This is a genomic window from Caulobacter sp. CCNWLW153 (assembly GCF_036889365.1).
GTDB classification, from domain to species: Bacteria; Pseudomonadota; Alphaproteobacteria; order Caulobacterales; family Caulobacteraceae; genus Caulobacter; species Caulobacter radicis.
This window is the reverse complement of record NZ_JBAKFV010000001.1, coordinates 336857-356316: the sequence shown is the minus strand read 5'-3', so window position 1 is coordinate 356316 and position 19460 is coordinate 336857. Positions and strand designations below refer to the sequence as shown.

At 70.7% G+C, this 19460-nt stretch carries 21 protein-coding genes and 1 tRNA gene; 13 read left to right on the top strand and 9 right to left on the bottom strand.

The window, feature by feature from the left end; all coding sequences use genetic code 11:
* The first annotated feature begins 103 nt into the window (after positions 1 to 103).
* The 10 genes from V6S85_RS01460 to V6S85_RS01415 are packed head-to-tail and all read left to right on the top strand — an operon-like array spanning position 104 to position 9456.
* Positions 104 to 2014 carry a TonB-dependent receptor plug domain-containing protein gene (locus V6S85_RS01460; protein ID WP_334347764.1) on the top strand — a complete coding sequence of 637 codons (1911 nt, stop codon included), beginning with the start codon at positions 104 to 106 and terminating at the stop codon, positions 2012 to 2014.
* Positions 2014 to 3000, top strand: a complete 987-nt coding sequence (gene cobD / locus V6S85_RS01455) for a threonine-phosphate decarboxylase CobD (protein WP_334347763.1) — start codon at positions 2014 to 2016, stop codon at positions 2998 to 3000. The genes V6S85_RS01460 and cobD overlap by 1 nt, the downstream gene beginning before the upstream one ends.
* A complete protein-coding gene (gene cobO / locus V6S85_RS01450) occupies positions 2997 to 3599 on the top strand; it encodes a cob(I)yrinic acid a,c-diamide adenosyltransferase (RefSeq protein WP_334347762.1) in 603 nt (200 codons plus the stop codon). Before cobD ends, cobO begins: the two co-directional genes overlap by 4 nt.
* Positions 3596 to 4453 (top strand): ABC transporter substrate-binding protein, encoded by an 858-nt coding sequence (locus tag V6S85_RS01445; protein WP_334347761.1) that lies wholly within the window; start codon positions 3596 to 3598, stop codon positions 4451 to 4453. Before cobO ends, V6S85_RS01445 begins: the two co-directional genes overlap by 4 nt.
* A complete protein-coding gene (locus V6S85_RS01440) occupies positions 4450 to 5436 on the top strand; it encodes a FecCD family ABC transporter permease (protein ID WP_116568649.1) in 987 nt (328 codons plus the stop codon). The genes V6S85_RS01445 and V6S85_RS01440 overlap by 4 nt, the downstream gene beginning before the upstream one ends.
* Entirely contained in the window at positions 5433 to 6230 is a 798-nt protein-coding gene (locus tag V6S85_RS01435; RefSeq protein WP_334347760.1) for an ABC transporter ATP-binding protein, read from the top strand. The genes V6S85_RS01440 and V6S85_RS01435 overlap by 4 nt, the downstream gene beginning before the upstream one ends.
* Positions 6223 to 7179: an adenosylcobinamide-phosphate synthase CbiB gene (gene cbiB, locus V6S85_RS01430; RefSeq protein WP_334347759.1), complete on the top strand. Its 957-nt coding sequence runs from the start codon at positions 6223 to 6225 to the stop codon at positions 7177 to 7179. The genes V6S85_RS01435 and cbiB overlap by 8 nt, the downstream gene beginning before the upstream one ends.
* On the top strand, positions 7176 to 8201 hold the full coding sequence (gene cobT / locus V6S85_RS01425) for a nicotinate-nucleotide--dimethylbenzimidazole phosphoribosyltransferase (RefSeq protein ID WP_334347758.1): 1026 nt from the start codon (positions 7176 to 7178) through the stop codon (positions 8199 to 8201). Before cbiB ends, cobT begins: the two co-directional genes overlap by 4 nt.
* A complete protein-coding gene (cobS, locus tag V6S85_RS01420; protein WP_334347757.1) occupies positions 8198 to 8956 on the top strand; it encodes an adenosylcobinamide-GDP ribazoletransferase in 759 nt (252 codons plus the stop codon). Before cobT ends, cobS begins: the two co-directional genes overlap by 4 nt.
* Positions 8953 to 9456: a tyrosine phosphatase family protein gene (locus V6S85_RS01415; protein ID WP_334347756.1), complete on the top strand. Its 504-nt coding sequence runs from the start codon at positions 8953 to 8955 to the stop codon at positions 9454 to 9456. The genes cobS and V6S85_RS01415 overlap by 4 nt, the downstream gene beginning before the upstream one ends.
* On the opposite strand, the gene V6S85_RS01410 is transcribed toward V6S85_RS01415, so the two are convergent.
* The 4 genes from V6S85_RS01410 to V6S85_RS01395 are packed head-to-tail and all read right to left on the bottom strand — an operon-like array spanning position 9450 to position 13958.
* On the bottom strand, positions 9450 to 10445 hold the full coding sequence (locus tag V6S85_RS01410) for a Csu type fimbrial protein (RefSeq protein ID WP_334347755.1): 996 nt from the start codon (positions 10443 to 10445) through the stop codon (positions 9450 to 9452). The genes V6S85_RS01415 and V6S85_RS01410 overlap by 7 nt on opposite strands.
* On the bottom strand, positions 10420 to 12819 hold the full coding sequence (locus tag V6S85_RS01405; protein ID WP_334347754.1) for a fimbria/pilus outer membrane usher protein: 2400 nt from the start codon (positions 12817 to 12819) through the stop codon (positions 10420 to 10422). Before V6S85_RS01405 ends, V6S85_RS01410 begins: the two co-directional genes overlap by 26 nt.
* Entirely contained in the window at positions 12797 to 13504 is a 708-nt protein-coding gene (locus V6S85_RS01400; RefSeq protein ID WP_334347753.1) for a fimbrial biogenesis chaperone, read from the bottom strand. The genes V6S85_RS01405 and V6S85_RS01400 overlap by 23 nt, the downstream gene beginning before the upstream one ends.
* Before the next feature lies 1 nt (position 13505).
* On the bottom strand, positions 13506 to 13958 hold the full coding sequence (locus V6S85_RS01395) for a Csu type fimbrial protein (protein ID WP_243410587.1): 453 nt from the start codon (positions 13956 to 13958) through the stop codon (positions 13506 to 13508).
* On the opposite strand from V6S85_RS01395, the gene V6S85_RS01390 reads away from it, so the two are divergent.
* Together V6S85_RS01390 and V6S85_RS01385 are read left to right on the top strand one after the other, a co-directional pair.
* Positions 13957 to 14082 (top strand): hypothetical protein, encoded by a 126-nt coding sequence (locus V6S85_RS01390; protein ID WP_279325496.1) that lies wholly within the window; start codon positions 13957 to 13959, stop codon positions 14080 to 14082. The two genes, V6S85_RS01395 and V6S85_RS01390, sit on opposite strands and share 2 nt — an antisense overlap.
* 535 nt (positions 14083 to 14617) lie before the next feature.
* Positions 14618 to 14812, top strand: coding sequence for a DUF3606 domain-containing protein (locus V6S85_RS01385; RefSeq protein ID WP_334347752.1), 195 nt, complete (start codon positions 14618 to 14620; stop codon positions 14810 to 14812).
* 7 nt (positions 14813 to 14819) lie between these two features.
* Here the strand turns inward: V6S85_RS01385 and V6S85_RS01380 are convergent.
* A tRNA-Ile gene (locus tag V6S85_RS01380) sits at positions 14820 to 14895 on the bottom strand.
* A 157-nt stretch (positions 14896 to 15052) separates the two neighbouring features.
* Here V6S85_RS01380 and V6S85_RS01375 point away from each other — a divergent pair.
* Positions 15053 to 15790 carry an SIMPL domain-containing protein gene (locus tag V6S85_RS01375; protein ID WP_116568657.1) on the top strand — a complete coding sequence of 246 codons (738 nt, stop codon included), beginning with the start codon at positions 15053 to 15055 and terminating at the stop codon, positions 15788 to 15790.
* A gap of 88 nt (positions 15791 to 15878) precedes the next feature.
* Here the strand turns inward: V6S85_RS01375 and V6S85_RS01370 are convergent, their stop codons facing one another.
* The 4 genes from V6S85_RS01370 to V6S85_RS01355 all read right to left on the bottom strand — a co-directional run bounded on the left by V6S85_RS01370 (position 15879) and on the right by V6S85_RS01355 (position 19454).
* A complete protein-coding gene (locus V6S85_RS01370; protein WP_334347751.1) occupies positions 15879 to 16343 on the bottom strand; it encodes a hypothetical protein in 465 nt (154 codons plus the stop codon).
* A complete protein-coding gene (gene panD, locus V6S85_RS01365) occupies positions 16343 to 16699 on the bottom strand; it encodes an aspartate 1-decarboxylase (protein WP_116487221.1) in 357 nt (118 codons plus the stop codon). The genes V6S85_RS01370 and panD overlap by 1 nt, the downstream gene beginning before the upstream one ends.
* Before the next feature lie 146 nt (positions 16700 to 16845).
* On the bottom strand, positions 16846 to 17592 hold the full coding sequence (locus tag V6S85_RS01360; protein WP_334347750.1) for an alpha/beta hydrolase: 747 nt from the start codon (positions 17590 to 17592) through the stop codon (positions 16846 to 16848).
* Positions 17593 to 17663: 71 nt separating this feature from the next.
* Positions 17664 to 19454 (bottom strand): long-chain-acyl-CoA synthetase, encoded by a 1791-nt coding sequence (locus V6S85_RS01355; RefSeq protein WP_334347749.1) that lies wholly within the window; start codon positions 19452 to 19454, stop codon positions 17664 to 17666.
* Between the last annotated feature and the right edge of the window lie 6 nt (positions 19455 to 19460).

Genomic DNA, 19460 nt, shown 5'->3' with positions numbered 1-19460 from the left:
GCCGGGGTGCGCCGTACGATCGGGTTCTTCCCCGCATGACGACGTTGGTCCGGGCGTGTTCCTCGCGGAACGCGCTCCTTCTTGTCGCGCACGGAGGAACGACATGCGCCTTGTTTCCCTGCTGGCCCTCGCGGCCGCAGTTCCCACCCTCGCCCTGCCCGCCCATGCCATGGCCGATGACGCCGTGGCGGTCGACCAGATCGTGGTCACCGCCGGCCGCGAACCGGAAAAGCTGTCGGAAGTCTCGACCAGCATGACGGTGATCGACGCCGAGACCCTGAAGAAATCGCAGGCCGTGGTGGTCTCCGACCTGCTGTCGCGCACCGCGGGCGTGACCGTCACCCGCAACGGCGGCGTCGGCGGCACGACCCAGCTGCGCATCCGCGGCGCCGAGACCGACCAGACCGTGGTGCTGATCGACGGCGTCAAGCTGAACGATCCGTCCTCGACGGGCGGCGGCTACAACTTCGCCACCCTGCTGGCGGGCAACATCAACCGCATCGAAGTGCTGCGCGGCTCGCAGTCGACCCTGTGGGGCAGCCAGGCCATCGGCGGCGTGGTCAACATGATCACCGCCGTGCCGACCGGCCCGCTGGGCGCCACCGTGTCGGCCGAGGCCGGCTCGCGCGACACCGCCTACGGCCATGCCGCCGTCAGCACCGGCGGCGACTGGGGCGGCTTGCGCCTGGCCGGCGCCTACTACACCACCGATGGCGTCTCGGCCTTCGGCAAGTCTTACGGCGGCAAGGAGAAGGACGGCTATCGCAACGCCGCGATCAGCAGCCGCCTGGACCTGAACGTCACCGACTGGGCCGCCGTTGACCTGCGCGCCTCGTACGCTGCGGCCAAGAACGAGTTCGACGGCTTCCCCGCCCCGCTCTTCGCCTTCGCCGACAGCCCCGAGTACGGCAAGACCAAGGAGCTGGTCTCCTATGCCGGCGTGCGCCTGAGCGCCTTCGACGGCGCCCTGAAGAACCGTCTCGGCTACGGCTACACCCAGACCGACCGCGACAACTTCGATCCCAGCTCGTCTGTCCCCAAGACCTTCGAGGCGCGCGGCACCAACAGCCGCTTCGAGTACCAGGGCACCTGGACGGTCAACGAGGCCCTGCGCGCCACCTTCGGCGCCGAGACCGAGCGCTCGTGGTTCCGCACTGCCTCGCCCTCGACCTTCGCCCCGAACCCGACGCCCGACCGTCACGCGGCCAGCACCGACAGCCTGTACCTGCAACTGCAGGCCAAGCCGGTTGCGGGCCTCGTCCTGACCGGCGGCGTGCGCCAGGAGGACCACTCGGCCTTCGGCGACGCCACCGTCTATCAGGCCGGAGCCACCTACTCGCCCAACGACGGCGTGACGGTGTTCCGCGCCAACTACGGCGAAGGCTTCAAGGCCCCGTCGCTGTACCAGCTCTACAGCATCTACGGCGATCGCAACCTGAAGCCGGAAGAGTCCGAAAGCGTCGACCTGGGCGTCGAGCACAGCGTGCTGAACGGCCGGGTGCGCGCGGGCGTGACCTGGTTCCACCGCGACATCACCAACCAGATCGACTTCGTCTCGAACAACAACCCGCCGAACTACGGCGGCTACGCCAACTTCGCCAAGACCGAGACCAGCGGCGTCGAGCTGGAAACCACGATCGAGGTGACGTCGGCCCTGCAGGTGAGCGCCAACTACACCAACATGGACGCCATCAACCGCTCGGCCACGAACAACGGCAAGCGCCTGCCGCGCCGCCCGAGCGAGACGGCCAACCTGAACGCCGACTACGACTGGAAGAACGGCCTGACCACGGGCGTTTCGGTGCAGTACGTGGGCGAAAGCTACGACAACGCCACCAACGCCCGTCGCCTGAAGAGCTACGCCCTGTTCGACCTGCGCGCGGCCTATCCGGTCAATGAGCAGTTCGAGGTGTTCGGCCGCGTCGAGAACCTCTTCGACAAGGAATACCAGACGATCTACCGCTATGGCTCGGTGGGCCGCGGCTTCTTCGCCGGCGTGCGGGCGAAGTTCTGATGACCGGCGCGCCGTCGTCCCTTTCCGGACACGGCGGCCGCCTGGCGGCGGCGCGGGCGCGTTTTCCGGACGCGCCCGCGCCGTGGCTCGACCTGTCGACGGGGATCAATCCCCGCCCCTATCCGGTTCCGCCCCAGGCCTTCGAGGACTGGGGCCGCCTGCCCGACCCGGCCGACCTGCTGGCGCTTGAAGCCATGGCCGCGCGGGCCTTTGGCGTTGACGACGCCAGCCGGGTCGTGGCCGTGCCCGGCAGCGAGACGGCCATCCGGCTGCTGCCCAAGATCCTGCCCCGCGGCCGTGTGAGCCTGCCGCTGCCTACCTATTCCAGCCACGCCCAAGCCTGGCGGCGCGTCGGCTCCGAACTGGTCGCCGATCCGGCCCAGGCCGACGTCTGCGTGGTGGTGAACCCCAACAATCCCGACGGCCGCAGCCTGGCGCCCGAGGCGGTGCTGGCGCTGGGCCAGCGCGGCGCCGTGGTCGACGAGGCCTTCGTCGAGTGCGAGCCGTCGTTGTCGGTCGCGCGCTTTGCCGGCGCGCCCGGACACGAGCGGCTGGTAGTGCTGCGCTCGTTCGGCAAGTTCTACGGCCTGGCCGGCCTTCGGCTGGGCTTCGTCGTGGCCCGCCCGGCCCTGGCGCGCCGCCTGCGCGACACCCTGGGCGAATGGCCCCTTTCCGCTCCCGCCCTGGCCGCGGGCCTTGTGGCCTATTCCGACACGGCGTGGGTGAACGCAACCCGCGCCAGCCTATCCGACGACGCCGCGCGGCTGGACGCCCTGCTGGCCGGCGCCGGCTTCGAGATCATCGGCGGGACCAGCCTGTTCCGCCTGACGCGCGTCGCCAACGCCCCTGCCCGCTTCGAGGCCCTGGCGCGCGCCGGGATCCTCACCCGCCCCTTCGACCACGACGCCAGCCTGCTACGCTTCGGCCTGCCCGGATTCGACGCCGACTGGGCGCGCCTGGCCGCCGCCCTGGAGACTTCGCGATGACCGACGAGAACACCCAGCACGCCGAGGCCATGCGCGCCCTGAAGGCCGAGCGCGAAGAGCTGATGAAATCGAAGACCCTCGAAAAGGGCCTGCTGCTGGTCCACACGGGCGACGGCAAGGGCAAGTCCTCGGCCGGCTTCGGCATGGTCGCCCGCTCGCTGGGCTGGGGCATGCAGGTGGGCGTGGTGCAGTTCATCAAGGGCAAGTGGAAGACTGGCGAGCGCCTGTTCTTCAGCCGCTTCCCCGACCAGGTGCGCTACCGCGTGATGGGCGAAGGCTTCACCTGGGACATCCAGGACCGCGAGCGCGACATCGCCGCCGCCAGGGCCGCATGGGAGGAGTCCAAGGCGATGATCGCCGACCCGACGCTGGACTTCGTGCTGCTGGACGAGATCAACATCGCCCTGCGCTACGACTATCTCGACATCGACGAGGTGGTGGCGGTGCTGACGGCCCGTCCCAACGACAAGCACGTCTGCCTGACCGGTCGCAACGCCAAGCCGCAGCTGCTGGAGATCGCCGACCTGGTCACCGAGATGACCCTGGTCAAGCATCCCTTCGAGCAGGGCTTCAAGGCCCAGCGCGGGGTCGAGTTTTGACGCCGCTCAGCCGCCGGACGGCGCTGGGCGCGGGCCTGGCGGCCGGGCTCGGGGCGGGCTCGTCGCGGGCGGCGGCGCGCAAGCCGCGCCTCGTCTCGCTGAACCCCTGCCTCGACGGCGTGCTGGTCGAGGTGGCCGACCGCGACCAGATCGCGGCGCTCAGCCACTATGCCCGCGACCCGCAGCAGTCGAGCATCGCCGAGCGCGCCAAGAGCTATCCGATCACCTACGAGAGCGCCGAGGAGGTGATCTCGCTGCGGCCCGACGTTGTGCTGAGCGCCGCCCACTCCTCGCCCGCCACCCGGGCGGCGCTGAAGCGGCTGGGCGTGCGGGCCGAGCTCTTCAAGGTGCCCAACAGCTGGGTGGAAAACCAGGCCGACATCCGCCGCATCGCCGACGCCGCCGGTCATCCCGACCGCGGCGAGGCCCTGATCGCCCGCATCGACCGTGCGCTGGCCGCCTCGGCCCCGCCGCCCGGCTCCAGGCCCCTGGAGGCGCTGGTGTTCCAGCCCAACGGCTTCGCGGCCGGCGAAGGCACGCTGGTCGACGAGATGATGAAGCGCGCCGGCTTTACGAACGTCGCCGGCCGCTATGGCCTGAAGAAGTGGGGAAATGTCTCGCTTGAGCGCTTGCTGGCCGATCCGCCGCAGGTGCTGCTGGCGGGCCAGGCGCGCCCCGACGCTCCGACCTGGGCCGAGCGTATGCTCAGCCACCCCGCCCTCGCCAGCGTGAGCCATCGCATGACCCGCGCCACCTTCCCCGAGCGGCTGCTCTATTGCGGCGGCCCCACCCTGATCGACACCGCCGCCACCCTGGCGGCCGCTCGCCGCCAAGTGCTGAAAGCCCGCGCATGAGCCATTCCCGCCGTTCCTGGCTGCTGATCGGCGGCCTGCTGCTGGCCATAGCCGTATTGTTCGGCCTGTCGTTGATGAGCGGCCGGGTCTGGGCGCCGTGGAGCGCCTGGATCGACCGCAGCGATCCGCGCTGGGCGATCATCTTCGAACTGCGCCTGCCGCGCACCGTCCTGGCCGTGGCCATCGGCGCGGCTCTGGGCCTGTCGGGCGCTGCGATGCAGGGCTATACCCGCAACCCGCTGGCCGATCCGGGCGTGCTGGGCGTGTCGTCCATGGCCGCCCTGGGCGCGGTGATGAGCCTCTATCTGGGCCTGGCCTTCACCGCGACCTGGCTGCTGCCGGCCTGCGCGATCCTCGGCGCGGGCTTCGGCGTCGTGCTGATGCTGGCCCTGGCCGGGACCACCGGCGGCACGGTGACCTTCCTGCTGGCGGGCGTGATCCTCAACACCGTAGCCAGCGCCGGCGTGGCGCTGGCCCTGTCCCTGGCGCCGAACCCATGGGCGGCGCAGGAGATCATCAGCTGGCTGCTGGGCTCGCTAGCCGACCGCAGCGTCGAGGAGGTGCGGCTGGCCGTGCCGCTGATCATCGTCGGCCTAGCCATCCTGCTGACCCTGCGCAAGTCGCTGGACGCCCTGACCCTGGGCGAGACCGGCGCCGTGGCGCTGGGTGTCAACCTGTCGGCCGTGCGGGTGATCCTGGCGGTCGGCGTCGGCATCGCCTCGGGCGCCAGCGTGGCGGTGACGGGACTGATCGGCTTCGTCGGCCTGATCGCCCCGCACCTGGTGCGGCCGCTGGTCGGACACCGGCCGGGCGCGCTGCTCGTCCCGGCGGCGCTGGCCGGTTCGGCCCTGGTGCTGGCGGCCGACATCGTCGTACGGCTGACGCCATCGGCCGCCGAGATGCGGCTGGGCGTGGCCACCGCCGCCGTCGGCGGGCCGTTCTTCCTGGCCCTCCTGATCTCCATGCGCCGGAGGCTCGCATGACCGCCCCCCTCATCTCCGGCGCCACGCTTTCCGCCGACAACCTGACCGTATCCCTGGGCGGCCGCGCCGTGCTGCACGGCGTCTCGGCGCAGTTCCGGGCCGGCGAGGTCACCGCCGTGGTCGGTCCCAACGGCGCGGGCAAGTCGACCCTGCTGGCGTGCCTGGCGGGCCTGCGCAGGCCGGACGCCGGGAGCGTCAGCCTGGAGGGCGCGCCGCTGGCCGCCCTGTCGCACCGCGAGCGCGCCCGAAAGATCGGCTTCCTGCCGCAGACGCCCGAGGTGGCCTGGGCCGTCGACGTCGAGACCCTGGTGGGCCTTGGCCGCACGCCGCACAGCGGCATGCGCGGCCTGTCGGAAGCCGACCGCCTGGCCGTGGCCCGGGCGCTCAAGCACACCGACCTGGAGGAACTCGCCCTTCGCGAGGTCAGGAGCCTGTCGGGCGGCGAGCGCGGCCGGGCGCTGTTCGCCCGCGTGCTGGCCGGCGAACCGAGCTGGCTGCTGGCCGACGAGCCGCTGGCGGGCCTGGATCCCGGCCACCAGCTGGACGCCGTCGACCTGATGCGCGGCTTCGCCGCCCAGGCCGGCCAGGGCGTCGTCATGACCCTGCACGACCTGGCCATCGCCGCGCGGCTGGCCGACCGGGTGCTGGTGCTGGTCGATGGCCGGCTGATCGCCGATGGTCCGCCGCGCGAGGCCCTGACGCCCGACGTGCTGGCCCGCGCCTATGGAGTCACGGCAAGAGTGGTCGAGGGCCAGTCGGGCCCGCTGATCGAACTTGTGGGACGCCATGGCTGAACCCCTGCTGCTCGCGCCTCCGCTGGCCCTGCTGATCGAGGCCCTGGTCGGGTATCCGCAGGCCCTGCACAGGGTTGCGCCGCATCCGGTCACCTGGATCGGCAAGGCGATCGAGGCGATGGAGCGGCGGTGGAACCGGCCCGAGCGCAGCGAGGTCCGCCGAAAGGAGCTGGGCGTCGTCACCGTGGCGATCCTGGTCGGCGGCGCGATCCTGGTCGGCAGCATCCTGGAGGCGGCCTTCGACAGCGGCCTCCTGGCGACGCTGGTCGTGGCGCTGCTAGCGACCCTGGGCCTGGCCCAGCGCAGCCTGCACCAGCACGTGATGGCGGTTCTCGACCCGCTGGAGGGCGGCGACCTGCCCGCCGCCCGCGAGGCGGTGAGCAAGATCGTCGGGCGCGACGTCGACGACCTCGACCTGCACGGAGTCACCGCCGCGGCGCTGGAAAGCCTGGCCGAAAGCTTCAACGACGGCGTCGTGGCGCCGGCCTCGTGGCTGACCCTGTTCGGCCTGCCCGGCCTCTTCGCCTACAAGGCGGTGAACACCGCCGACAGCCAGATCGGCCACATGGAGCCGCGCTGGCGATCGTTCGGCTGGGCGGCGGCCAAGACCGACGACGTGATGAACTGGGTTCCGGCGCGCCTGGCCGGCGGCCTGATCTGCGTGGCGGCCGGCTGGAAGGGCTGGGCGACCATGCGGCGCGACGCCAGGAAGCACGCCTCGCCCAACGCCGGCTGGCCCGAGGCGGCCATGGCCGGCGCCCTGGGCGTCAAGCTGGGCGGCCCGGCCCGCTATGACGGCGAGACCACCCAGCGCCCGAGTTTCGGCGACGGCCGCGCGCCGGACCTGACCGACCTGCGCCGAGGCCTTCGCATCTACCGCCGCGCCTGCGCCCTGCTGTGGCTGCTGGTCACCCTGCTGTGCCTGGGCGGCTGGAGACTGACCCAATGACCTTCACGCCCCCGCCCATCGCCGCCGTCGACCGCGCGCTCGAGCCCAGGCTGCGCGCCAAGCTGGACGGCAAGGCCAAGCCGCCGGGCTCGCTGGGCCGGATCGAGGACCTGGCGGTGCGCCTGGGCCTGATCGCGAACGACCTGGCGCCCCGCGCCGACCGCGCCGCCCTGCTGGTGTTCGCTGGCGACCACGGGCTGACGGAGGAAGGCGTCTCCAGCTATCCGTCCAGCGTGACCGTGGCGATGGTCGGCCTGTTCCTGTCGGGCCGTTCCAGCGTCAACGCCTTCGCCAAGGCGACGGGCGTATCGGTCAAGGTGGTCGACGCCGGCGTCGCCGCCGACCTGCCGGCGCACCCGGGCCTGATCGACGCCAAGGTGCGCCCGGGCGCCCGCAACGCCGCCCGCGAGCCCGCCCTGACCCGGCAGGAGACGCAGCTGGCCCTGACGCGGGGCATCGAGATCGCCCGCGCGGCCCTCGATGACGCCGATGTGCTGGCGATCGGCGAAATGGGCATCGGCAACAGCTCGGCCGCGGCGCTCGTCATGCACCGCCTGGCCCCCGCCGCGCTGGACGCCTGTGTCGGCCAGGGCACGGGCCAAGACGCCGAGGGGCTGGCGCGCAAGGCCGCCGCCATCGCCCGCGCCGCCGCCCGCAGCGACGCCGAGGATCCCTTCTCCGTCCTGGCGGAGTTCGGCGGCTGCGAGATCGCCATGATGGCCGGCGCCGTGCTGGGCGCGGCCGCGCGGCGGCGCCCGGTGCTGGTCGACGGCTTCATCGCCACCGCCGCGGCGCTAGCGGCCGTGCGCCTGGCGCCCGAAGCGCTGGACTACTGCGTCTTCGCCCACGGTTCGGCCGAGAAGGGCCACGCGGCGATGCTGGCCGCGCTGGGCGTCGAGCCGCTGCTCGATCTTGGCCTGAGACTGGGCGAAGGCACCGGCGCGGTGCTGGCCGCCCCGCTGCTGGCGGCGGCCGCCAATCTGTTGACGCAGGTGGCCGACCTGGCCGACGTGCTGGGATGATCGGCCGTCAGGTGCAGCTGCTGCTCTGCGCGGTGCAGTTCCTGACCCGCCTGCCGACCCCGCCCCTTCGCGGCTTCGAGCCCGACTGGATCACCCGCTCGACCCGCTATTTCCCGCTGGTAGGCCTCCTGGTCGGCGGGATCTGCGCGCTCGTCCTGCTGGCGGCGAGCCAGGTCTGGAGCGGCTGGGTCCCGGCGCTACTGGCGCTAGGCGCTGGCCTGCTGCTGACCGGCGGCTTCCACGAGGACGGCCTGGCCGACACCGCCGACGGCCTGGGCGGCGGCCAGACCCGCGAGCGTCGCCTGGAGATCATGAAGGACAGCCGCGTCGGGACCTATGGCGTGCTGGCGCTGGTCGTCGTCCTTGGCCTGAAGGCCGCGACCCTGGCGACGCTGACGCCGCTGAGTGCGGCGCTGGCCCTGCTGGCCGCCCACGGGATCGGCCGGGCGGCGGCGGTGGCGGCCATGGCCGCCCTGCCCCATGTCAGCGATCGCGCCGACGCCAAGTACAAGCCCGCGCCCGACGGCGTGAAGCCGGCCGAAGTGCTGGTCGCGGCGCTTCTGGGCCTGTGGCCGCTGCTGCTGGCCCCGCCGCTCGGCGCGCTGGCGGCGATCGGCCTCGCCGCCGCCTTCGCCGTCGCCATGGCCTTGATGGCCCGCCGCCTGATCGGCGGCTATGTCGGCGACGTGCTGGGCGCGATCGAGCAGCTCGCCGAGCTGGGCGCCCTGCTGGGCCTGGCGGCCGTGCTCGCATGATCCTGGCGGTCTGCCCCCTGAGCGGCCTTGCTGCGCACCTGGACGCGCACCGCCCCTCGCACGTGGTCAGCCTGCTGTCGCCGACCGCCCCGGCGCCGGAGATCGTCGATGTCGAGCGCCTGCACCTGGCCTTTCACGACATCGCCGAACCGCGCGAGGACCTGATCGCGCCGAGCGCGGCCATGATCGCCGACCTGCTGGCCTTCGCCGACGCCTGGGATCGAAAGCGGCCGCTGCTGCTGCACTGCTACGCAGGGGTCAGCCGCTCGACGGCGGCGGCGTTCATTCTGGCTTGTCGCGTCGCGCCGACCCGTGACGAGGCCGAACTGACGTGGGCGCTGCGGAGCCTGTCGCCCTCCGCCACGCCCAATCCGCTGATGGTGGCCCTGGCCGACGCGGCGCTGGGCCGCGAGGGACGCATGGTCGCCGCCATCCAGGCCATCGGACGCGGCGCGGAGGCCTTCGAGGGCGAGGCCTTCGCCTGGGATCCTGGTCAGTAGGTGACCGTCGCGATCACCTGGTCGCCATAGGTCGCGGGCGACGGCGTGGTCTGGGCGGGGACGCGGCCGTAGAGGGTCAGCGGCTGGGCGCCGCCGACGCCGCTGCCGCCAACCGTCAGCCCCGCGCCGGTCCCCCAGGGCGATCCTCGCGCCTCGTCCTTGTATATGCCGTAGGTGACGTACTGGCTGCCGGCCTTCATGCGACGCGCCGTGGCCGAGGTTCCCTGCTGGCCGTTGTCGAGGCCGATGGCGTAGGGCGTGTCCTTGGTGCAGGTCACCGACATGCCGGTCTGGGCGTCCTTGTTGGCGCTGAGCACGCCGACGTTGCCGAAGCTGAGGTTGCCGGTCGTGATCGTGCAGTCGGCGATCAGCGTGGCGCTGAAGGTGAAGGTGGCCGGCGTCAGCGTCGAGCCGACCGTCACGCCGGCGCAGGACAGGAGGTTCAGGCCCCAGAAGAAGGTCTGGCCGGTGAAGCTGGTGGAATAGGCGCCAGGCAGGGTCGTGGTGCTGGTCGACAGCCGCAGATAGACCGTCTGGTTGACGTTGATCGAACTGCCCGTGCCCGGATTGGCGGTTATGGTCGGCACCGTGCCGAACACCAGCAGCACCGACGAGCCCCAGGGCTGGGTGCGGCCGCTGTCCTGGTAGATCTGGAAAGGCACGGTCGCCCCGCCGGGCCCGACCATGTAGCGCTGGCCAGAGCCGTTGCTGCCCCCGGATCCCGCGTCGAGATTGGGGCAAAGAGAGATGGGCAACAGCGGCGTCAGGCCGGTGCAGCTGAAGTTGAGAGTGGCCGTGGCGTCGACATTGCCGGCCGTCAGCGGGCTGAGGGTCGAGCCGAGATTGACGCTGGAGATCGAGGCGCTGCAACTGGCGGCGGCCTCCGCTCGCGACGGCGCGCCGAACCAGGCCAGGCCAGCGACGAGCAACACGGCCAGCGCCATGAAGCGCAGGCGCCAGAGCCTAGCGGCAGACGGCGTCGACGACATGCCGGCCTCCCTCGCTGGTCGCCGAGCCCAGAACCAGGCGCGCGACGCATTCGTTCCCGTCCTCGACGACGACGCGCAGGTCGCCGTCCGCGATGACGCCGGTCAGGAAGGTCTGGCCATCGTAGCCCACGATGGCGCGCTCTGACCCGCCGGGACGGATCACCTCGGCGCCCGGCGGCACGAAACTGCCGTCCGGCCGGTGGAGCGTCAGCAGCACGGCCGGCGGGCTCTTGCCCACGCCGAAGCGGACGATCGCGCCGCCGCCGGCCATCGGGGTGACGGCGCGTTCGGTCTCGGCGGCCTCCAACTCCAAGGGCAGGTCCTGGCTGTCGATGACCAGGCGATTGACCTCGAAGGCCTCGAGATTGCGCACCAGCAGCCTGCCGTTGCGATCGCTGCGGCCGACCCTCTGGTTCTGGTAGAGCACCGGCACGTCGGGCGCGCCGACCTCGACCAGGGCGAAGGCGCCTTCCAGCCGGTTGGTCGCCGCGCTCACGCCGCCCAGCCACGCCACCGCACCCTCGACCTGCACCTGGCCGCGGGCGGCGCCGTCGGCGTACTGCACCGCCCCCGAGACGCGGGCGCTGCGCCCGCGATAGGCGCCTTGAAGCTCCGCGCCCTGCCGCGCGCCCTGCTCGATCCGGCCGCGCCAACCGTAGCTGCCCTCGACCTGGGTCTCGGCGCGGCTGGCCTCGACGAAGGCGACGGTGTCGCCGCCCTGGACCTGGGCCCCGACGGTGGCCGAGCCGGTGGAACCCAGCGGAATGGAGATGCCCAGGAAGGCGCCGGTGTCGCGCCGCTCGCCCCGGCTGGCATAGGCGGTCACATAGGCCGTGACGCGGTCGGCCAGGGTATGGCGCAGCGAACCGCTCCAGACCTGGCGACGCGGCCCCGAGGCCGGCGTCTGGCCGCTGTAGGAGGCGCTGACCACCGGAACGTCGCCGCTTCGCATCAGCCGCGCCAGGCGAAGCGGCGTCGAGACCGTGACCTGGTCGATGGCGCGCGGCGGCTCGTCGCCGGCCATCCGCCAGTTGCGATAGAAGGACGGCCGCGAGGTGACGGCGGCCAGGTCGCGGTAGCCGTCCGAGGCCCGCATGCTCACGCCCGAGATGTAGAAGCCCGCGAACCGGCTGTCGAAGACCACGGCCGCCAGCGCGCCGCTCCGATCGTCGACATGGCTGGCGGCGACCGAGGCCGAGACCACGCCCAGCCCGCCGAACTGCGCCGTCGCCCCGCCCCCGCCCTGGACGAGACCGGCGCCGGCCTCGAAGTGTCCCTCGAGCGTCAGGGCGTCCAGCACGCCATAGCGCAGGCTGGCCGAGACGATCGGCGATCCGGCGTAGTCGGCCGACTCCACGCCAAAGCCGCGACGGGCGAACCCGGCCTCGGCCGAGAAGTCGGCCAGACCCTTGCGCAGCAGCAACGGCGTGGCGAAGAACGGCGCGTCCACCGCCACCTGGCGGCCGGCGGCGTCGTTGAGCACCAGGCGCACATTGCTGTAGCCCTGGGCCGACGGCAGCCCGTCGATGCGGATAGGCCCCGCTCCGACCGGCCGGCTGAGGATGCGGCTGTCGTTGACATAAAGATCGAGCGTCGAGGGCGCGGCCGCGGTGGCCGCCAGGCGCGGCGACGGCATGGTGACGATGTCGGGCCGGGTGGCGAAGTCGCGCCGGATCTGAAAGCCGGCCATGCGGATGGGCCGCGTCCAGGCGAAGCCGCCGTTGATGTAGTCGCCGCCGCGCAGGCTCAGCATCCGCTTGGGATCATACCAGGACCAGGTGGTGTCGAGGCGGACGATGCGCGTCTCGTCGCCCACATGGCTGGCCGAGACGCTGCTGGCCACCGCGCCGAAACGGCCGAAGACCCGGCCGTCGAGCGCCAGCCCGACGGCGTCCACGCCCAGGGCGTCGTCGGCGTCGACCTGGCCGGCGTCGGCCGAGACGATGTAGTTGAGCACCGCGCCCAGGTCCTGGCGCGGCGCCCCGGCCGCCTCGCGGCGAACCGACAGGTCGAAGCGCTGGATCGCCAGTTGATCGACGTCGGCGGTGACCACCAGACGCTGGCCCGGATCGTCATAGACGGCCGACAGCCCGGGGATCGTGGCCAGTTCCACCATGCCCATGCCGACGGCGGACAGCCCCACGGCGCGCATCTCGTCGGCCCGCATCCGCAGGCGGCCGTCGGCCTCGCGCTCCACGGCGGCCACCAGGCCGGTGTTGCGACCGTTGATCCAGACTTCGAGTTGCAGGTCTTCGCGCAGGGTCGCGACAGCCTTGAGATCGGGGAGCGGCAGGTCCTGGGCCAGGGCGCAGGCCCCGTAGGCGGCGAAGACGGCGCTCAGGAGGGCCGCCTCAGTCGCTCTTGAGCGTCGCATCGATCGGCCCGGTGTCGGTGTCGGCGATCAGCCGAACCCCGGCGGCGGGCTGGAAGGCCCCCGCGGGCCAGGAGACTTCCGCTCCAGGCAGAACATAGCCCACCAGGCCCTTGCGTTCGGCAAGGACCGCTCCGGAGGCGTCGCCGATCTTCAGATTGGCCAGACGCAGGCGGCGGGCGCCGGTGTTGCGGCCGACCAGGGCCGCGCCGCCGTCCTCGGATGGCTGCAAACGCCATTCGATCCGGGGCCGCTCACGGCCCGACCCGAAGAACAGCGGAATGGAGTGGCGCATCAGCAGGGTCACCTGCCGGCCGGACTCGCTGAGCGGCGGCGGCAGTTCGTCGACGATCAGCCGGTAGGATTCCTCGCCCTCGGGCGGACGACCGTCGAGGCGCACGACGCGGACCGTGCGGCTGGCGCCGGGCTCGACCTTGGCGATCGGCGGGCTGGCGACCACGCCCGTGGCGGCGGTCAGGACATCGCGACCGCCCGCCTGCGTCCAGCGGAACACCCGGATCTGGACGTTCAGCGGGGCGGCGTCGTCGTTCTGCAGCGTCAGGGTCGTCGCGTTCTGGCCCGCGGGCAGGTCCAGGCTCACGGGGCTGACGCGCAGCGACGCGGCGGTCGCTTGCGCGCCGCCGAGCGCGGCCAGGGCCAGACCGGCCAGGAGGACGACCGGGCGCATCTCAGTAGGTGATCGTCACCGCCACGAGGTCGCTGTAGGCGCCCTGGGCCGGTGTCGTCTGGGCCGAGACACGGCCGTAGGCGGTGTAGGACTGCACGGCGCCGTTGCCGGTGCCGGCCTGGGTGTCGACATTCTGGGTCACGCCCCAGACCTGGGTGCGGCTCGCGTCTCGGTAGAGAGCGTAGCCGACCGTGTCGTTGGCGGCGCTGGTCATCTTGCGCGCGCCGACGGTGGCGCCGGTGCCCGCCCCGGCGCTCAGGGCGACCGTATAGGGCGTGGAATTGGTGCACTGGACGCCAATGGTGCTGGTGGTGTCGATGTTGGCGTCGATGACCCCGCGCGAGCCGAAGTCAACATTCGAGGCCGACTGCACTTTGCACTCGCCTTGAATGGTCAGGTTGACCTGAAAAGAACTCGACGCCGTCGCAGCAGTCGCCGAACCAGAAATCGCCATGAACGCCATCGTTCCAATGACGAAAACTGAAGTCGCTATTTTTTTCATGTCCGGCCGCCCCTTCTGGAAATTCGAACAGGATCTCACTCGCGTAAGACTTGCTGCGCTCGCCGTTGCCGAGTGATTAACGAGCATTAGGGGGAGTTGCGACAGCCGGTCGCGGAAGTTGCGCTCCCTCAGGTGGAGAGTTGGCGAATCCACCTCCCCCGGAAGTGGAGAAACGTCAATTTTCGGGACGTGCTTTGGTTGAGCAATAAGGGAAACGCTGATTTTTGAACAATGTTATGTCGCGAGCGACTGACATGGCTGAAAGTAGCGAGGCCAAATGCCCGAGACGCCTGTCGCAGGGACGTTTTGTCGCAGCGGTCGAGGCCCCGAAATCAGCGCCGGCGCTCGTGATTGCGACGTCGACGGGCCGGGTTTCGACAAATCCGGCCGCCATCCTCCAAGCTTGGCGACGGCTCGGGGGTCAAGATATCGACGTTCGATCGGCGCTCCACCGCACCGCCCCTCGAACGGCGCGGCCCTCCTCCCCCGTACCTCGAGGCCGCCCGGCCGCCGTCTCGCCGCCACCCCGACCAGGCGAGACGGCGGCCGCACGCGGCGCCGACATGGAACGCGGCGACGCTTTGCGGCTTCCTCTCCCGAAGGAGCCCGCCATGCCCCACGTCCGATCCATCCCGGCCGCCCTGCCCGCCGAAGACGCCGAAAAGTCCATCGACCTGCACGAGCCGCGCTCGGTCCACTACTGGACCGAGACCCTGGGGGTCAGCGAGGAGCAGCTCCACACCGCCTACGAACACGCCGGCGCATCGGTGGAGGAAGTGCGCAGGTATCTGGGCAGCAACAGCTGAGGGGGCTTGGTAGGCCTGGAGGGACTCGAACCCCCAACCAGACCGTTATGAGCGGTCGGCTCTAACCATTGAGCTACAGGCCCCCAGGCCGCGCGGGACGAGAGTCGGCGCGGGCGAGGACCGGTCGATTAGCATGGGCTGCACGCGGCTTAAAGGTGCGGTTCAGGTTGAGTTTGCGACAGGGGAACCAATCGCGGGTCGACGCACTGTTGGGTCCCCGCGCGCAGGAGAACAAGAACCATGATCCGCATCCGCTCGACCGTTCCGGCCCTGGCCGCCGCCGGCGCCGTCGTCCTGGCCCTGTCGGCCGTCCCCGCGGCCGCCCAGGGCAATGACGCGGCCTTCCGCGCCACCACCTTCAACCTGTCGGCCTCGGGCGAAACCGCCATCGCGCCCGACATGGCCACCATCACCCTGGGCGTGCAGACCGAAGGCGCCAGCGCCGCCGCGGCCCTGTCGGCGAACGGGACGGCGATGAACAAGGTGATCGCGGCGCTGAAGAAGGCCGGCGTCGCCGAGCGCGACATCCAGACCTCGAACCTCAACGTCAATCCACAGTACGTCTACGAGCAGAACCAGCCGCCGCGCCTGACCGGCTACCAGGCCAGCAACCAGGTGACGATCCTGGCGCGCGACCTGTCCAAGCTGGGCCAGACGGTGGACGCCGCGGCCTCGGCCGGCGCCAACACCGTCAGCGGCATCAGCTTTGGCCTGCAGAACCCGCAGAAGGCCGAGGACGAGGCCCGCATCAAGGCGGTGGCGGCCCTGAAGGCCAAGTCCGACCTCTACGCCCGGGCCACCGGCTACAAGGTGGTGCGCCTGGTCAGCCTGAACGAGGCCGGCGGCTACACCCCCTCGCCGCAGCCCGTGCCGATGTTCGCCATGGCCAAGCGCGAGATGGCCGATTCCACGGCGATCTCGGGCGGCGAGCTGAAGGTGCGCGTCGAGGTCAGCGCCACCTACGAGGCGCAGCAGTAAGGTCGAGTGCGTGGTCCTTGTTTCCAGAACAAGGACCACCTTCCTCCCGTCATTCCCGCCCTTGTGGCAGGAATGATGGGAGGGAGAACTAGAACCCGGCGCGGACGAAGGCGCGTTCGACGCGGTCCTGGATCTCGATGCCCGGCAGGGCGCGCTCGCCCTCCATGACCGCGAGGTAGCGCAGGCCTGAAGGCTGGCGACCTTTGCCGGCGGGCACCGGGCCCATGGCCCAGCCGACGCGGTTCGTGGCCGAGCTGTCGCAGCTGATGAACTTCGCCTCGCCGGCCAGGTTGGCCTTCAGCACGTCCTGGGCCGTCGAGGTCTTGCCCTCGCAGGTCGGCAGGTTGCGGGCGCAGGAGATATAGCCCCCGCCCGTCCAGAGGACCTTGCCGCCCGGCTCGGCGATCAGCACGCAGGTCGAAGCCGAGCCGATGGCCCGGCCCACGGCCTGGGTCAGGGCGTCCTCGTCGACACCCTTGGGCAGCTTCTGGCCGCAGCCGGCCAGCGCCAGGGCGCCGACCAGGACGAAAGCCGGGACGGCGCCGGACCGCATCAGGCGGCCTGCTTGATGATGTTGCCCTCGTCGAGCAGCACGACGGTCGGGGCGTAGTTGCGCGCCTCCTCGGCCGGCATCTGGCAGTAGGTGACGACGATGACGGTGTCGTTCTTCTGCACCAGGCGGGCGGCGGCGCCGTTGACGCCGATCACCTTGGAGCCGCGCGGGGCCTCGATGGCGTAGGTGGTGAAGCGCGCGCCGGTGGTGATGTTGAGCACGTCGACCTGTTCGTTGGGCAGGATGCCCGAGGCGTCCAGCAGGTCGCGGTCGATGGCGATCGAACCTTCGTAGTCGAGGTCGGCCTGGGTCACCGTGGCGCGGTGCAGCTTGGCCTTCATCATGGTCAGAAGCATGGCGACGCCCCTTCTTATCTCGTTGAAACACTGGGATTTCGCGAGGTCGCCACACACATGACCCGCGTTCAGTCAGGGCCATATAGACAGGATGGGGCCCGCGTTCAATCGCAGCGCAGCAAGGCGCGGTGGATGGTCGCGCGGGATCAGCCCGCCTGGGCCTTCAGGAACCCCGTCATCTGGGTCAGAACCGGCGCCTTGCGGCGGAATGGCCGCGACAGCGCCAGCAGCGGCGCGGCATGGTCGAGGCCGGGATAGACCTGCTCCTCGACGACCGCGCCCGCCTCGCGCAGGGCCTTGGCCAGCTTGCGGGTGTTGCGCGGCCGCACGGTCGTGTCCCTCTCCCCCGTGGCCAGGAAGGCGGCCGGCGCGCCGGCGCGGGCGAAACCGATGGGCTGGGTGGCCGGCAGGTCGTCGACGTGTCCGAAGGTGCGGGTAGTGATCTCGCCGTCCAGCGGCAGGAAGGCGTAAGGCCCCGACAGGCCGGCGAAGGCCTTCACCGCTTCAGGCGAGACATCGACAGCGGCCAGGTAGAGGGGATCCAGGGCCAGCATGGCGGCGATGTAGGCCCCGGCCGAATGCCCGGCCAGCGACAGCCGGGTCGGATCGCCGCCCAGGCGCGGGACGTGCTCGAGCGCCCAGCGGACGGCCAGCGCCGCGTCCTCCAGGAAGGCCGGATAGCGGACCTCGGGGTAAAGCCGATAGTCGGGCGTGACGACGACGAAACCCTGGGCGGCCAGGGCGCGCGCGGCCCAGCCGTAGTCCTTCCGGCGACCCGAGTTCCAGGCCCCGCCGTAGAAGAACACCAGCACCGGCCAATCCCCAGGTCCATCGGCGGGCGCATACACGTCGAGCCGCTGGCGCGGGTGGTCGCCATAGGAAACCCCGCGCACCGGCCGGCGCGCGGGGTCCTTGGGCGTCAGGGCGGCGAAGATCGCCAGCGGCGACCAGGCCTGCGCCAGGCTCAGAGCTTGAACCCGCCGGCCAGGATCTTGGTGTGGACCGCCTTGGTGACCTTCACATAACCCTTGCCGGGCTCGCGGAAGTACAGCGGATCCTTGATGACGGCGGGATCGAAGCCCTCCTTCACCAGGTCGATCTTGCGATACTTGAAGGTGCCGGTGGTCTCGATCTCGGGCTGCAGGCGCACGAACACCGGACGGGCGTAGGCGGGCATCTCGCGGTCGACATATTCGGCCAGGTTGTCGATCTCGAACTCGGGACCGACGACCAGCGAGGCCATGCCGGCCTTGCCGTCGAGGTCGCCCACCGGCACGCCGTAGACGTTGATCTCCTTGACGCCCGGGAAGCCGGCCAGGCGCTCGGAGACCTCGCTGGTGGCGACGTTCTCGCCCTTCCAGCGGAAGGTGTCGCCGATACGGTCGACGAAGTAGATGTAGCCGTCGCTGTCCTGGCGCATCAGGTCGCCGGTGCGGAACCAGGCGTCACCCTTTTCGAAGACGTCGTGCAGCACCTTCTTCTCGGTGGCGGCTTTGTCGGCGTAGCCGGTGAAGTTGGAGCGCGCGTCGCTGGCGATATGGCCGATGCACTCGCCGATCTCGCCGGGCTTGACCTCGATGCAGCAGCCGTTGGCGGAGCGCACCGGCGTCTCGGTCTCGACGTCGAACTTGACGATGCGGATGTTGAACTTCTTCTTCAGGTATCCCGGCACCCGGCCGATGGCGCCGCGGCGGCCGTCGAAGTTGAACAGCGACACATTGCCTTCGGTGGCGCCGTAGAACTCCAGCACCCCGCCGATCTTGAAGCGGTCGAGCATGTCGTCCCAGACGTCGGGACGCAGGCCGTTGCCGAAGATCAGGCGCAGCTTGTGGGCGCGCTCGAATTCGTTCTCCGGCTGGTTGGCCAGGTAGCGGCACAGCTCGCCGATATAGACGAACATGGTGCAGTTCTCGGTGACCACGTCGCTCCAGAAGTGGGTGGCCGAGAACTTCTTGCGCAGCACGATGCTGCCGCCGTTCAGCAGGCCCGCGCCCATGGCGCAGAGGCCGCCGGTGGCGTGATAGAGCGGCAAGGTCACGTAGATGCGGTCGCTGGCGCGCGAGTCGGTCGAGCCGGCGAAGCCGCGCATGTAGAGCTGCGCGCGCATGTGGGTGATGCGCGCGGCCTTGGGCAGGCCCGTGGTGCCGCTGGTGAAGATGTAGAGCGCCGTGTCCTTGGCGACGAGGCCGTCGCGGGCGGTCAGGCGGTCGGGGCGCAGTTGGCTGCAGCTCTTCAGGGCGTTGACCAGGTCGCGCTGGTCGCCGTGCACCGGACCCAGCACCCACTGCTGGATGTGGCGGCCCAGCTGCTCCTTGACGTCCTCGAAACAGGGCGAGGTCTCCGGATCGACGATGCAGTGCAGCGCCTGGGAGATGTTGAGGCAGTGCGCCAGCGCGGCGCCCGTCAGTTGGTTATTGATGAGAGCCGTGGCGACGCCGACCTTCGAAAGGCCGTACCAGATGGCCAGGTACTCGATCCGGTTGGGCATGAAGAGGGCGACGGTCTGGCCGCGGGTGATCCCCTGGCCCTTGGCCCAGTGCGCGTAGCGGTTCGCGATCGCGTCCAGCTCGGCATAGGTGATCGTCTTGCCTTCGAACGTGATGGCCGGATTGTTCCGCCACTTGTCGACCGCCGCTTCCAGATCGTCGCAGATCAGGTTGTCGCTGTCGGGCGCGATGGATTTCACACGCTTGAGGGTGCGGGTCAGCCCCTTCAGGAACCGCCACTCGCGCTTCAACTTGGCCTGCAGACGCATAAATTC